At 46.6% G+C, this 14,324-nt stretch carries 11 protein-coding genes and 1 pseudogene; 5 read left to right on the top strand and 7 right to left on the bottom strand.

Translation table 11 applies throughout. The features are described 5' to 3' along the window. The 5 genes and pseudogenes from PN498_RS00885 to PN498_RS00865 all read right to left on the bottom strand — a co-directional run. A pseudogene (locus PN498_RS00885) lies at positions 1–315 on the bottom strand (photosystem II q(b) protein); the annotation flags it as partial. Between the two features lie 363 nt (positions 316–678). Then, positions 679–1,674, bottom strand: a complete 996-nt coding sequence (locus PN498_RS00880) for a glycosyltransferase family 2 protein (protein WP_272060780.1) — start codon at positions 1,672–1,674, stop codon at positions 679–681. A 962-nt stretch (positions 1,675–2,636) separates the two neighbouring features. After that, positions 2,637–3,188 (bottom strand): late competence development ComFB family protein, encoded by a 552-nt coding sequence (locus tag PN498_RS00875; RefSeq protein ID WP_272060779.1) that lies wholly within the window; start codon positions 3,186–3,188, stop codon positions 2,637–2,639. 239 nt (positions 3,189–3,427) lie between these two features. After that, positions 3,428–4,357, bottom strand: a complete 930-nt coding sequence (locus PN498_RS00870) for a M23 family metallopeptidase (RefSeq protein ID WP_272060778.1) — start codon at positions 4,355–4,357, stop codon at positions 3,428–3,430. Between the two features lie 284 nt (positions 4,358–4,641). Then, the gene (locus tag PN498_RS00865) at positions 4,642–4,854 is read right to left on the bottom strand and encodes an Hfq-related RNA-binding protein (protein WP_272060777.1); all 213 of its coding nucleotides are present in this window, start codon (positions 4,852–4,854) and stop codon (positions 4,642–4,644) included. A 293-nt stretch (positions 4,855–5,147) separates the two neighbouring features. On the opposite strand from PN498_RS00865, the gene dapF reads away from it, so the two are divergent. From dapF to PN498_RS00845, 4 genes are all read left to right on the top strand, one after another. Further along, positions 5,148–6,005, top strand: coding sequence for a diaminopimelate epimerase (gene dapF, locus PN498_RS00860; protein ID WP_272060783.1), 858 nt, complete (start codon positions 5,148–5,150; stop codon positions 6,003–6,005). A gap of 592 nt (positions 6,006–6,597) precedes the next feature. Continuing rightward, entirely contained in the window at positions 6,598–8,478 is a 1,881-nt protein-coding gene (locus tag PN498_RS00855; RefSeq protein ID WP_272060776.1) for an ABC transporter ATP-binding protein, read from the top strand. A 265-nt stretch (positions 8,479–8,743) separates the two neighbouring features. Beyond that, a complete protein-coding gene (locus PN498_RS00850; protein WP_272060775.1) occupies positions 8,744–8,893 on the top strand; it encodes a chlorophyll a/b-binding protein in 150 nt (49 codons plus the stop codon). A gap of 339 nt (positions 8,894–9,232) precedes the next feature. Beyond that, the gene (locus PN498_RS00845) at positions 9,233–10,069 is read left to right on the top strand and encodes a fatty acid desaturase (protein ID WP_334312206.1); all 837 of its coding nucleotides are present in this window, start codon (positions 9,233–9,235) and stop codon (positions 10,067–10,069) included. 479 nt (positions 10,070–10,548) lie between these two features. Here the strand turns inward: PN498_RS00845 and PN498_RS00840 are convergent, their stop codons facing one another. Beyond that, on the bottom strand, positions 10,549–11,505 hold the full coding sequence (locus PN498_RS00840) for an RpoD/SigA family RNA polymerase sigma factor (RefSeq protein WP_272060773.1): 957 nt from the start codon (positions 11,503–11,505) through the stop codon (positions 10,549–10,551). Positions 11,506–12,192: 687 nt separating this feature from the next. Continuing rightward, a complete protein-coding gene (locus PN498_RS00835; RefSeq protein ID WP_272060772.1) occupies positions 12,193–13,677 on the bottom strand; it encodes a glutamate synthase subunit beta in 1,485 nt (494 codons plus the stop codon). A gap of 333 nt (positions 13,678–14,010) precedes the next feature. Here PN498_RS00835 and PN498_RS00830 point away from each other — a divergent pair, with 333 nt between their 5' ends. After that, positions 14,011–14,319, top strand: a complete 309-nt coding sequence (locus PN498_RS00830) for a hypothetical protein (protein ID WP_272060771.1) — start codon at positions 14,011–14,013, stop codon at positions 14,317–14,319. Positions 14,320–14,324: the final 5 nt, after the last annotated feature.

The raw sequence follows: 14,324 nt of genomic DNA, 5'->3' as shown, positions 1-14,324 counted from the left end.
CCACTCATCCAAGGAAGCAGCTTCCCAGATGGGGTAGAAGTGGAGACCAATTGCGTTGGAGGATGGCACAACCGCACCGGAGATGATGTTGTTGCCATACATCAGAGAACCTGCAACAGGCTCACGGATGCCGTCGATGTCAACGGGAGGGGCTGCGATGAACGCAATCACGTAGCAAGCGGTAGCAGCTAGCAGTGTAGGAATCATCAACACGCCGAACCAGCCTACATAGAGGCGATTCTCGGTGCTGGTGACCCACTGACAAAACTGCTCCCACAGTGACGCGCTTTGGCGCTGCTGTAGTGTAGTTGTCATGATGAATAATTCCTGAGTGTCAAATGTATGAATGAAATGAACCGCTTTTGACTTAACAGTTCATGAGAATATATTACACGAAACTTTACGAAAATGCAAGGAACATTAACACGATCACTCGCATATATTGTTTTAGCTACCTGGGCTTGTGCGCTTAATAGCATCCGATTGCTCAGCCCATAGCCCAATGGCTTGCTGTCTTGTCTCAACGAAACTGACGACGGTTATATCGGACTTCATTCCTTCATTCCGTCCATATCTGAGCAAGTTTACACATGAGAAAGGGCTGCTGGTTTATGAGAAGCCAACAACCCTTGCTTACACTTTTAGGTTTTCGGATGTTACGCCCGTGAGTCTAGGAATTCAATGCCGCACAACTTCTCTGACGCGGTAAATGGGTCTGCCTTGAGATTCGTGATACGTTCTCATCAACAGCTCTGCTAGTAATCCGAAGCAAAAGAGCTGCACACCCGTTAAAAAGAGTACTACAGACAAAATCAAGAGAGGTCTGTCACCAATCGTCTCGCCAAAAGCAAACTTGATGAAGGTGAGATAGGAGCCAACCGCAACTCCGAGCACCATAGCAACGATGCCCAGGAGTCCGAAAACGTACATTGGCTTCGTTAGGAAGCGCTTCATAAAGTAAACCGTCAGCAGATCCATCACCACTCTGAAGGTCCGGCCTAAACCATACTTACTTTTGCCGAACTGGCGAGCATAGTGATTAACAGGTAACTCAGTAATTCGTGCGCCTTCAATAAAGGCTAGGGCCGGCAAAAAGCGGTGCAATTCACCGTAGAGATTCATATCCCGGACCAACTCTGCCCGATATGCCTTCAACGAGCAGCCGTAGTCATGTAGCGAAACTCCAGTGACCCGACCGATCACCCAGTTGGCAATTTTGGAAGGCAGCAGACGAGTTACTTGATTATCCTTCCTGTGCTTTCGCCATCCGCTCACCAGATCGTAGCCCTCATTGAGCTTCGCCATTAGTTTGGGAACATCAGCCGGATCGTTTTGCAAGTCACCGTCTAAGGTAATAATGACCTTACCTCTTGAATAGTCGAAACCAGCGGCCATTGCTGCCGTTTGTCCGTAGTTGCGTCGCAGCAGGAGCGCCGATAATTTTGAATTGTCTGTTGCTAATTCCCTTAGCAATCCTGCGGAGCCATCGGTAGAGCCGTCATCTACACAAACAATTTCGTAAGAGAAGTTCAGCGTAGCCATTACGCTGGTGATGGTTTCTAGTAACCTCGGAATGCTCTCATACTCGTTATAGATAGGAATAACTAACGAAATATCGAGGGATCCCTGCACCATAGAGCTTTTCACGGATAAAGAATCACTGGTGGTAGTCATGAGAGAAATGAGATGAGATTTTTAAAGTGAACTCCGAAATTGCTTGTAGACTCAAAAACCATTCAGAGGCAATTATGAGGCTCTACGCCCAATCAGTTATCAGGTTATTAGATGCCTGTCCTAATAAATATGCTTGACTTACAAAAGCTAAACATCAAATTTAGCTATTTAGTCCTTAATATCGTCTGTTTGAGTTAAACAAGTAGTTTATGTCGAGACGACTCAATTTATAAGTATGTCCATACTTAACTTAAAGATTTTATATCTATCAATAAACATTGAATTGATATGGCTTATTTATACGAACAATCCGTTTAGCCATTCCCTTTATTTGATAGGTGGACTAATAGTAGAGTGCCCAATCTGACCTTGAAAAATATTAAAAGAGACTGATTGCTACTGATTTCTATTTGCGATCGCGCCAATTTATTCTTATTTTAGTTGGAAACGTGTTTAAAATCTGTCTCTAAAGGCTGCCTTTAATAAGTTGCATTAAAGCTTTCTTGAAGTAATTCTGAAGTTCCCTCTGACAGTCAAAACATATCAATTTCATTGAAACGATAGTCCAAAGGTAGGAAGCCCTAGTCACGCAATGCATACCTACGTTGAGCTGTATTCAAGAATGGATTTTATTATCTGCGATAGCCAGTAACTATCAACAAAACTCATTCTTTGAGGTATCGCTTGAGAGCCAATTTTCTCTCCTTAAAGATTGCAAGCAGAAGCACCTGTAGACCCGGTAATTTGAGCCCAGACTTTATTGATTAAAGCGACTCAATGATGTCACGAGACTGTTTGATAGATTGCTTAATAGGATCGCACAGCAAAAGTAAAATAGAAGGTAGAGGCTGTTCCTTATCAAGGATATAGGCTTTCAACATCTACCGTCTTAAACTGATTCATCGCTGGTACTGACCATGAAAATGCCCTGAATGGGGGAATATTCTGAACAACATCTATCCTTAAGAGGCTTTTTGAGTTTCTGGAGTGAACTTGTGAGCATAATCTTGCAGCAGTTCACTAACCTGCCCCAGAACCGTATCTCCCCCTTTCTGACCCAGAGTTTGACGCTCTGGATAGAACTCTGGCTGATTGAGACTACGAGCGATCGCTTCCTTGACCTGATCGGCAATTAAGGTCGATAGCTCAGCTTTGGCATTTTCTCTCTGAAAGTTCGCACCTTCCTCAGTCGTCGCATACAAGGGCGGAAGACGATTCAGAGCATAAGCCGCAATATCGCCCAAGTCTAATGTTGCATTTGAGCTGGCTTCAATTTCTGCTACCCGCGAGATTGCCTCTGTTAGAACGAGCTCTTCCATCACGTTGATGAATTGCTTCCGTGGAACAGCGACGACCTCTCCGGTCAACAAAGCTCCCATTAGTCTGTCCAGAGCCATGTACTCTTCAATAGAGAGTTCAGAGGCTGTATCGCAAATTCGTCCAACTTCGGCTTCCATTGCAGGCGTCAGGTAGCCGTCTTGAAGCGCCTGTTCAACAATATTCTCAATGCTCATGGGTTCTAACGCTCCATTGCGTTACCGGGCAAGTCCAAGAACGTGGGCAAAACCAGAACACAGCAATAGTTCAACGTTACCTCTCGGACTGCATTTAGTGTGCCCTACGGAGTTTGGAATTCTACACACCCAGATCACATTTCCGAGGAGAATAGAGAAGAATAAACATTTTCTCTGAGATTGCTAAAGACCTTCTGAAAGGCAGCTTTCAGGGTTTTCACTTAAAGCTTATTAAGCGCTTACTCGAACGTTCCGTTCCGCCAGGGAGCCGGGTCAACAGCCACCCCGTTAACGTACAGTCCCCAATGAAGATGAGGTCCGGTTGACGCACCTGTTGAGCCAACTGTGCCAATAACTTGTCCTGCTTGAACGAAGTCACCTTCCTGTACATTGATGCTATTAAGGTGAATAAAAATGCTCTCTACACCTTGACCATGATCGACGCCAATTGTGTTGCCGTGTAGCTCAAATCCGTCTGATACGCGACCGACTAAAACGACTCTGCCTGCCGCTGGCGCAATGACCGGAGAACCAATTGCCGCAGCATAGTCGACACCTCGATGGTAATAGTTTTCCGCGAAGACACCGTTGTAATAGCGCCGAACGCCATATTCAGAACTAACTCGTCCCTGGCTCGGTCTTAAGAAGGAGCCTGACCAGAGTTTGTCTGAACTAACGATCTGTTTAAAGGCATCAACCTTGTCAAATTCATAATCGGTGCCTAAATTGCTTCGTCCAGGAGGAAGAGTAATGTATTGGGTTCGAAAGGCGCGATCGCTCAACCACACCATTGGATTTCGCAATCCCTCAGGCCCTTCCACTCGAATTACGTACTCCCCTGAAGTGTGAAGCGGACTGGTGGGCAGGAAGGTTCGGTAACGACCATTACCCAGGGCAAAGGTTGGGAAAGTAGAGCCGTTGATAGTAACTGCTGGAACATCTGCCGTTCCTTGCTTTTCAGTCGTTATGATACTGACTGTATCTCCCTGACGTGGCCCAGCCGGTTGAATCACGACATCATAAGCATGAACAGGTGGCTGCACCAATGTTACGAACAGCGTGACTGCCCCTGCCAAGGTCATAAATAGAACCGATTTCCAAGAGAATTGGTGTTTTTTGAGGGCGGCATTAAGACCCGGCAATCCATAGAAAGAGATGTTCTGTTTCATGTTCGGGTGGAGCAAATAAAAGTGGCAAAGGTGTTACGGCAAACGGAGAAAGCAGCCCCTCTGCCAGGTGAGATCCCAACTTTCACAATTATCTTATAGCCATCCCAGATGATTTCTGGGGGTTGAGAAAGCTTTTTGAACAAGGCTTTCCTTGGAAAGCCTTGTTCAAGATCCAAATAGGATCGCTGTAGCTACGTGGCCTACAGATCTATAGGGATGAGGAGCACTGGTATGCAAGCTGGGTAGACAGAGTGGAATAGCAGCAGGACCACTTTACTTTCAACCTATTCGACCCCCTTGATATAGGCTAAGGCTGATCGCCAGATAAGAGTTGGCTCATCATCGACGTTAATGCAAATACAGACTGGATCCTGCCAAAAAAGGGCACCCACGACCGTATCACCTGTGACGAGCTTAGCTTCTACAGTGCGCTTGTCGCGCAGATAGGTTTGCAGCAGCCGAGTACTAGGTAATCCGGTTTCAAGATTTGGTGACATAGGGGCGAACAGTGATGACTGCTAATGACCAATCAATACTGGCATTAAGGTTACCCACTTTCCAAATTTTGATCGCGTTTACGTTGGGAAAGTTACTTGTTTGCAACGCATTGACGGTTTTGACACGCTTTTAGATTTACGATTATCAAGACTAACCGTGTCTACGGGGTTGATTCTATAGTGTTGGATCCCTGCTTCCAGTTGGCGAGAGTCGATTGCCGCAAGCTTTGAGGTCGGAAGATATTGGACGGCGAACCCGTAAGTTACAGCTAATTCAGGTTTTAGGAGTCACGATGGCGATCGCATTCAGCAAATACCATGGTCTGGGCAACGATTTTGTACTAGTAGACAATCGTCATCAGTCGGACCTCATCCTGACTCAAGCACAGGTCATCAAATGGTGCGATCGCAATTTTGGGATTGGAGCTGATGGCGTCATTTTTACGCTGCCGGGACAAGATGGAACCGACTACACAATGCGGATTCTCAATTCTGATGGCTCTGAACCGGAGATGTGCGGTAATGGCATTCGCTGTCTGGCCCAATTCATCGCAGCGCTAGAAAGTCGTGGGGGACAGCCTATTGAATTACCTAAAGCTTATGCGGTGCAGACATTGGCAGGCATCATCACACCTACATTGCAGCCTGACGGCCAAGTCACTGTAGATATGGGAGAGCCAATCTTGCTAGCGGGCAATATTCCCACAACGTTATCCGCTGCTGAGCAGCAGGTTGTTCAGCAACCCTTAGATGTCGCAGCTCAAACTTGGGAGGTGACCTGTGTCAGCATGGGTAATCCCCACTGCATCACCTTTGTTAGTGATGTCGCTGCCATTGACTTGGCGCAGCTAGGGCCCCAGTTTGAGCATCATTCCGTCTTTCCCCAACGCACTAACACTGAATTTATTGAGATTGTTGCTCGCGATTATCTCAAAATGCGAGTTTGGGAACGAGGCGCCGGGGCAACGCTTGCCTGTGGTACAGGAGCCTGCGCTTCTCTAGTAGCAGGAGTGTTGACTGAGCAATGCGATCGCACCGCCACCGTCGAACTGCCTGGTGGACCCCTGTTGATCGAGTGGTCTGCTCAAAACAATCGGGTCTATATGACCGGCCCTGCTGAGAAAGTATTTTCTGGACAAATGGAGCAATAAGGGGCTCAGTTGAGAGAAAAGCCAAGGGAGAAGGCAATACAAGCAATCTCTTGCTTTTTCATACGGTCTTGCTTTTCAGATCGGCACAAAAGGTGCAGGGAACACAAATGTTTGAAGTTCATATAGCGGCTGCATTTGAGTCAAGTACCCCCATTTCCTGCTCCCTATTCCCTATTTCCCATTCCTACTCTCTATTCTCTCTATTCCTCATTCCCTGCCCCCTTAAGACACTGAAACGGACTTAACCAAGCTGCACGGGCTACAAATCCTGAATTAATCTGAGCTTTTTGCTATGGCACTGATGATATTGCTAGGCCATTATCAAGACATCCTGTAGACTCGCGTGTGATTCTGAGCGACGGGTTGAAGTTACTGACAGGTTGCTTCAGCCCGACTTTTTTTGTTCAGCTGTTGCGAGGGCAATTGCTTTCAATAGCTTCACGCCTGCTCACTTCACAGGCTTATGACTTGTGCGGCGAAGTCTTACCGTAATGCCAGTTTTTACTTTTGAAGCTTTACTCAAGGCAACACGCCTCTGTAAGGCTGGTATTGAGCAATCACATTCGCCGGCCATCATCGTCAATCAGGCGTAATGGTTTCTACCTCAATGATGTATCCCGAAGAACTTACCCCGTGGCAAGCGCTTAGACATAGTGTGCGTATGGTGGCAAGGGCTGCCCCCAAGGAGCTAAGACGGTTAGCCTACATTAACTTATTAACTGGTGTTGGTCCCTCTGTTTCTTTGTTACTCGGCAAGATTGTTATCGATGAAGTGACGGCTGTTTTTGAGCAAGGAGGAGTGGATAATCCCTTTGAACTCATTGTTAGTAATGAAAAGCTATTGTGGAGCGTTGTCATCGCGCTAACGCTCAACTTAGTTGTCGATTCAGTGGATGCTGTCGGGACTAATCTGTTTGCTTCTTTACGCGATCGCGTCGAAGGTTTTGTGAGAGGCAAAGTTCTGGACAAAGTATCCCATTTCGATGATATTGCTCTCTTTGAAATGCCGGAACTTCTGAATCTGCTGGAATTGACCGAAAAAGGACTTGGCCGAATTCAGCGCTTGTCCTTCATCATCGCGGCGACCTTCGTTGGCGTTTTCACGTTTATTCCATCTGTCGTTGTTTCTGCTTCCATTGGTTGGTGGGTACCTTTTATTTTGATTGCTTCGGCTGCACCTTCCATCTTTGTAGAGATGCGTCACCATCGGAAAAGCTGGCGAGTGGAGGAGACTCAGTCTGGTGTGAGTCGCAAGATGGGAATTTACAGCAAGGCAATTACCAGCCCCGATTTTGCCAAAGAGATTCGTCTGTTCTCTTTACAGGAGGTGATTTTAGGTCGATGGCAGGGGCTATTTCAGACACTATTTAGCAATATGGAACAGGTGCGACGAGAGGGCACTGCCACTGTGATGCTGTGGTCCCTGGTGGGTGGTTTGGGGGTAGCAGCTCCCTACGTCTATGTGGTGGCAGGCGTTTTAGAGCGGACCTTTACGGTGGGTGACTTGGCGCTTTACACGGGCATTATTCTGCAGCTGCGTCGTAGTTTGTTTATTCTGATTGCTCACACAGGTGATTTGTATGACGTTTCTTTGGCGACAGCTCCCATCTTTCAGTTGTTGAATCTGAAACCTCAGCTGCATACTGGGACTCAGCGAATAATGCCTGCGTCAAGTTGCGATCGCCTCCAGCAGGGCATTATTTTTGATGAGGTTTCTTTCCAGTATCCAGGAGCTGATCAACGGCCTGTTCTGCAAAACTTGACTTTTCAGATTCAACCTCAGGAAATGGTTGCTCTCGTAGGAGAAAACGGTGCTGGCAAAACGACGCTAGCAAAGCTTTTGGTGCGCTTGTATGATCCAACATCGGGACACATCGTTTGGAACGGTCAAGATTTACGATCAATTGATCTAACTGCTTTGCGATCGCAGATTGCTGTCGTAATGCAGGACTACGCGCGTTTTCCGGCTACTCTACGGGAAAACATTGGTTGGGGAGAGTTGTCTAACCTCCACGACGACAGGGCCATCCAAACCGTGCTGGAAGAAACCGGTATTGACTATTTGCCAGACTCTCTGACTGAAGGGTTGGAAACGCCTTTGGGACGGCAACTTGAAAATGGTCTTGATCTTTCTGGTGGGCAATGGCAACGGGTGGCGATCTCCCGTGCTCTAATGCGACTGAAAAACGCAGAGCTGCTGGTCTTTGACGAACCAACTGCTGCTCTGGACCCGAAAAACGAGCAGGACATCTATCGTATCTTTCGCAAGATTGCCCAAGGACGAATGACAGTAGTAGTAAGTCATCGGCTAGCTTTAGCAAAATTGTGCGATCGCATTATTGTTCTAGAGCACGGGCAAATTTTGGAATCGGGTACTCACGATGAGCTAATGACGTTGAAGGGGCGCTATCATGATATGTTCACTCGCCAAGCAAGTAGCTATCACGATGAACTAGCCTACGCTGAAGCTTGAGCAAATAGCACCTGATTTCAGACAGCTTGCTGGCCGTTTTGTGGAAATGCTTGATGTCGTCTAATGCGATTTCGGCACCAGATAGAACGGTCAGCGATCTGGCTATGCCTTAGGTTACCGACCTCTTTCTCTGAAAATGGCGATCAGCAATATCCAATTCAAAAGGAATCTCCAAACTAGAGCAAACATTATTTCTTTTGACAGAACATTTCAAATGTAAAGAACGTTAAGTTATTAACATCATTTACAGAGAGGGAAAACTGATATGCAAGACCAAAACATCGAACAAAAATTTGGCTTTACTCGTAGTGCAGAGCTTCTAAATGGTCGCCTCGCAATGATCGGCTTTATCTCTGGCATTATTGTTGAGTATTTGACTGGTCACGGTATCTTGCAGCAGCTAGGTATCATGTAGTTTGTGTTGCGGTATTAATGTCTCTGACACGTAGCCTGAGCGATCTGTATCGGATGCATTAATAACAGGTTTCCCCGAGCAGATTAATGGTTTGCTTGGGGAAAGTTTTGACAACTCAAAGTTTCTGAAACTGACATCTTACATTCAGTGCAATATTCCGCATTTGCCGTCTAAATTCACTGAAGCCGGGAAGTTTGACCTTGAAATTTTCTGAATCTGGAAGGCAAGAGGCAAAGCAGGTAGCACAGGCTAGACTGCAATATCTAGATGAAATAGATTTTTTTCAATGCCAACGCTAGATTTTTTTGAAAAGAGCTAAGCGCATGAATCTCCCTATTAATGTCTTGCCTTAACTATTTTTCCAAGTTCCATCATGGCAAACATCTATCTTTTTCAATGGCTGAAAAAATCATTCCGTGCATTGAAAGGTGCAAAAGTCTGAATATCTCTTTAAGTGGCTTAGCGGTAGCCGTTTTTATTATCTTTTCTTGGGGTGCAACCCTAGCCGTAAGTCTCAAAATTGATGTTTCTCATACTTCCGTAGTGCTTGTTGGTTTTACAGTGCTTTTAAGAACCTTCTTGCATACGGGTTTGTTTGTTACGGCCCATGAGGCTATCCACGGCGTTATTACTCGAAATCGCTCGATTGATGATGTTATTGGTAGCGTTACGGCGATTCTTTATGCGTTTCTCTTATATCAAAAACTTGCAAAGAACCATCGGTTACATCACCGATTTCCAACATCAGAAGGCGATCCTGACTTTTGCCAAGACAATCCCCAAAATCCCTTCTTATGGTATGTCAGCTTTATGAGACGCTATCAGGATGGGAAGCAATTTTCTATTTTATTTTGGGGAATGACAGTTGTGTTTTGGGGACTAATGCTGCTGCATGTTCCAACCGAAAATCTGATTCTCTTTCTGGTATTACCTATCTTCTTGAGTTCTCTTCAACTCTTTTGGTTCGGTATCTATTTACCACATCGACCCTTAAGCCAAGGATACCGCGATCGCCACTGCGCTAGAAGCATTCCCTATCCCCCTTTCTGGTCGCTGCTCAGCTGTTACAACTTTGGCTATCACTGGGAACATCATCAATATCCTAATCTTGCTTGGTATCAGCTAGCGTCCGTGCGGGCAGAAAACACTAATTCTTTTCTGCGTGAAGTTCGGTAAAGGTAGACTCTTAGACTTGCGATTGCCTGAGAATGAAGCACTTTTAGGAGGTATCTATAATTAGATACACTTATGCTTTCTAAAAGTGCCTTTAAGTTGTAGCTTTGGCCATTTAGTCGTCGGTCAAACTTGAATTTTTAGGTTCGATTCCTGTCAAAAAAACTAACGTATTCCTTGCTGACATCGGTTTACTCTGCAAGAAGGCCCACTGCATCATGGCAAAGATATGTTCACCATTCAGAATGTTGGGAAAGCCCATCTGTCTTAGTTTTGTAGAGCTTTGCTATTCTCGCAAAGTATTCTGAATTTTGTAGGGCTTTGCCCTTCCCGTTCGCCTTTGGCGTTCTTGAATAGTAGGGTATTTTGAATTCCGCGTAGCGGTTAGCGGTACTAGCCAAATAGTTCGCCGTCTTGTCTTAACAGAACTAACGACGGCTATACGGTGAATTAAGACCTGCTGGTTTCCAACGCGGCTTTTTCTAGACGGCAGTTAAGTAACCCCGAAGCTGCCCACGATAGTGTTTGAGCCGATTGAGGGCCTGTTGCTGAATTTGCCTGACTCGTTCACGGCTGATATTAAGGCGCTTACCAACTTTGGCTAAAGATAGCTCCTTGCCATCTTCCAGCCCAAATCTCAAGGTCAAGACTTCTTGTTGCTGAGGTGTGAGATGTCCAAGCAGTCCCTTCAATTCAGACTGTAGGAAGCTTTTTGTCGTAAAGTCTTCTGGTGATTCACCGTCGGCCTCCAAGATGTCAGCCAACTCAGTGTCTTGATTGTCTCCAACCCGGACTTCGAGAGAGAGCGTCTTGCGGGCATGTTGTAGACAGTCCCGTACTTGCTCAGGGGTGATGCCTAACTGCTCTGCAATTTCTTCGGTTGTTGCTGTACGACCTAGCGTTTGCGTTAGCTTCCGCTGGGTCTTCTTGATCTTATTAAGGGTCTCGGTAACATGAATTGGGAGGCGAACAACCCGACTTTTTTCAGCGATCGCCCGTGTCATCGCTTGACGAATCCACCAGTAGGCATAAGTGCTAAACCGATACCCTTTATAAGGATCAAATTTTTCGACACCCCGACTTAGGCCAATGGAACCTTCTTGAATAAGATCTAAGAGGTCAAGGCCACGCTCAGTGTATTTCTTAGCGATAGAGACGACCAAGCGCAGATTGGCCTGCACCATTTTGGCTTTGGCTCTTTTTCCTATGTGAATCGCCTTCTTTAGGTCGGCAGGAGTAAGCTCGGTCCGTTCAGCCCACTCTTCCCAATTTGGCTCTCGACCTAATTCCTCAGCTAAAGAAGCTTTCAACGTCTGTAGCGCCATCATTGTTTTGACCTGTTTACCCAGGCTGATCTCTTCTTCGTGAGTCAAAAGAGGAATTCGACCAATAGATTTTAGGTAAGATCGCACTGCATCAGAGGATTGGGTAATTGGCATGAGGAAGTATCTCTCGGGAATAAACGAGGTGTCATACTAAAATCTAAAAAACTTTAGATTCGCGAATCTTTCTGATGGAAGATATCGTTGACTTGAAGCGATATCAAGACATAAACCATTTGTCTAAACAAGTTTAAGGCCATGATTTTCAATACGTCGAAAATAACCCTATAGAGGACTGTTCACCGGAAAATTCTTTCCCGAAAATTTGGAAAAGCCTTTTGGGTTCCTGTTTTCAGATGTTTAGGGAAAACCGCTGCGAAATTCTTCCATGAAGGAATTAGGGCAATTCTTTAAAGAGTGTATTGCTGAAGAATACTCAGTTATTGCAAGGGGTTTGGTATCCTACACATCGAAACTGAAATTCTGCTTCGTCTCTTCAGCGGCTGATTGAGTTGCTTTCAAATTAAGCTATTTTTTTAATCGTATCTATAGTTCTCTTCGCCAAAAATACTCTTCTCATAGGTTGGCGAAAAGATATCAAATTCAACATCCTAGAACAGAAGATGCCATTCATTGAGGGATGTTTAGAAGCTGCATCCCTCAATGAATGGCTGTGCCGGTAGGTTTTGGGATCCGTCTACGCCCTTCCGGTGTTGTTCACGGCATGGCGGAAATCCCGTTTGTGATGGGGTGTTTCAATCCAGAAGGCGATGGAAAGAAGAAACCCGCATGTTAAGGCGATCGCTAAACCAACTCAGTTACACCCATTAAGTAGCGATCGCACTCACGAGCAACTCCACGACCCTCGTTGATAGCCCAAACGACGAGGCTTTGACCGCGACGACAGTCTCCAGCGGCAAATACACCTGGAATAGACGTGGTGTATTGATCATGGTCGGCTTTGATATTGCTGCGACCGTCTTGCTCCAGACTTAAAGCGTCAATGATCGGCTGCTCGGGACCGAGGAAACCCATCGCCAGGAGCACAAGTTGGGCCGGAATTATTTTTTCGGTGTCGGGAATGTGTTGGGGAGTGAAGCGTCCTTTTTCATCCCGCATCCATTGAACTTGAACGGTATGGACGGCGGTGAGTTGACCGTGATCATCCCCTTCAAATTTGGTGGCGGTAGTGGTGTAAGCGCGAGGATCGTTGCCGAACATGGCTGCGGCTTCTTCTTGTCCGTAGTCCACGCGATAGATTTTGGGCCATTCCGGCCAGGGATTGCTGGGAGCACGGGTTTCTGCGGGCTTGGGCATAATCTCTAACTGAGTGACGCTGGTGCAACCGTGACGGATGGAGGTTCCCACACAATCGGTTCCGGTATCACCGCCGCCGATGATGACAACATCTTTACCCGCAGCAGAAATGTAGTTGCTGCTTGGGGTGCCATCGAGTACAGCCTGAGTGTTTGCCCCCAAGAACTCCATCGCAAAGTGAATGCCTTTGAACTCACGTCCTTCAATCGGCAAGTCACGGGGACGAGTGGAGCCAGTACAAAGAACAACTGCGTCGTAGTCGTTGACCAATTTCTCTACGGGCAAGTCTTTGCCAATTTCGGTATTGCAGACAAAGGTGACGCCCTCGGCCTCCAGCATGTTTAGGCGGCGCATGACGACCTGTTTTTTATCCAGCTTCATGTTGGGAATGCCATACATAAGCAGACCACCAGGGCGATCGCTGCGTTCATAGACGGTCACCCAATGTCCGGCAGAATTAAGCTGTGCTGCCGCAGATAGTCCTGCTGGTCCTGATCCGACGACCGCCACTTTCTTCCCTGTACGCTTGCTAGGAATCTGAGGCGAGATCCAGCCTTCTTCCCATCCTTTCTCTACAATCGAGTATTCGATGTTTTTGATGGTCACTGCTGGCTCGATCAATCCCAGCACACAGGCGCCTTCACAGGGGGCAGGACAAACCCGTCCGGTGAATTCTGGGAAATTGTTGGTCTTATGGAGGCGATCCAGTGCGTCTTGCCAACGTCCTCGGTAAACCAAGTCGTTCCATTCAGGAATCAGATTGTTGATCGGGCAACCGCTGGCCGCACGGTTCATTTCCATCCCGGTGTGGCAGAAGGGAGTGCCGCAGTCCATACAGCGAGCACCCTGCGTTTGCAGGCGATCGTCGGACATCGGCAGGTGAAATTCGTCCCAGTTGCGGATGCGATCAGCAGGGGCAATTTCGGTTGCCACCTCGCGCAGAAATTCCATGAAGCCAGTTGCTTTTCCCATGATGTTTGTGGTTGGTTGGTGGTTATGAGTTATTGGAAGAGAGGAGTATGGACTCTAAAATTTCTGGGGTTGAGCCTTGAGACTGAGCGTATGCGCTCATAGAATCCATTAATTTTTTCGAGCGATTGCTTCGGCGTAGTCGGTTCGCCTAACTGTAGGCTCAACAACGCTTCGAGTCTGCATCGTTCTTCTTCCAATGCAGCAAACAATTGTTCTGCAACATTTTCACTGACTTGAATTTGAAGTGTTTTCATCATCATGGTTTGGCATCTCTGTCCAAAGGTAATGGGAATACTTGGTTAGAATTTGTTCATATGCATATCGGGGAGCACCATGCAGATACCTGATAATCCGAGTAATAGCGATATTCGTGATGCACTTGTTCAGTTACGAGAGGGTATTGACATCGTTCGCCACGAACTAAGTGCAGAAATTAGCAGTGTCCGTGAGGATCTAGGCAAAGACATCAAAGCGCTTTCTGAAAAAGTGGATCGTCAAGATTACAAGTTTGATGCCTTTCAGCGCGGTACTGACAATAGGGTGCGTATGGCGATCACGATTATTATTGCTACAGCTACTGTGGTTGTCCTCCCTAGTTTGAGTCCTGCGATTGTGGCTTTGATGGAGGCTTTTGCCCAGTAGCCACG

The sequence above is a fragment of the Oscillatoria sp. CS-180 genome, from assembly GCF_028330965.1.
In the GTDB taxonomy this organism is placed as follows: domain Bacteria; phylum Cyanobacteriota; class Cyanobacteriia; order Phormidesmidales; family Phormidesmidaceae; genus Halomicronema.
Note: the sequence above shows the minus strand (reverse complement) of the source record. Positions and strands in the feature narration are given on the sequence as shown.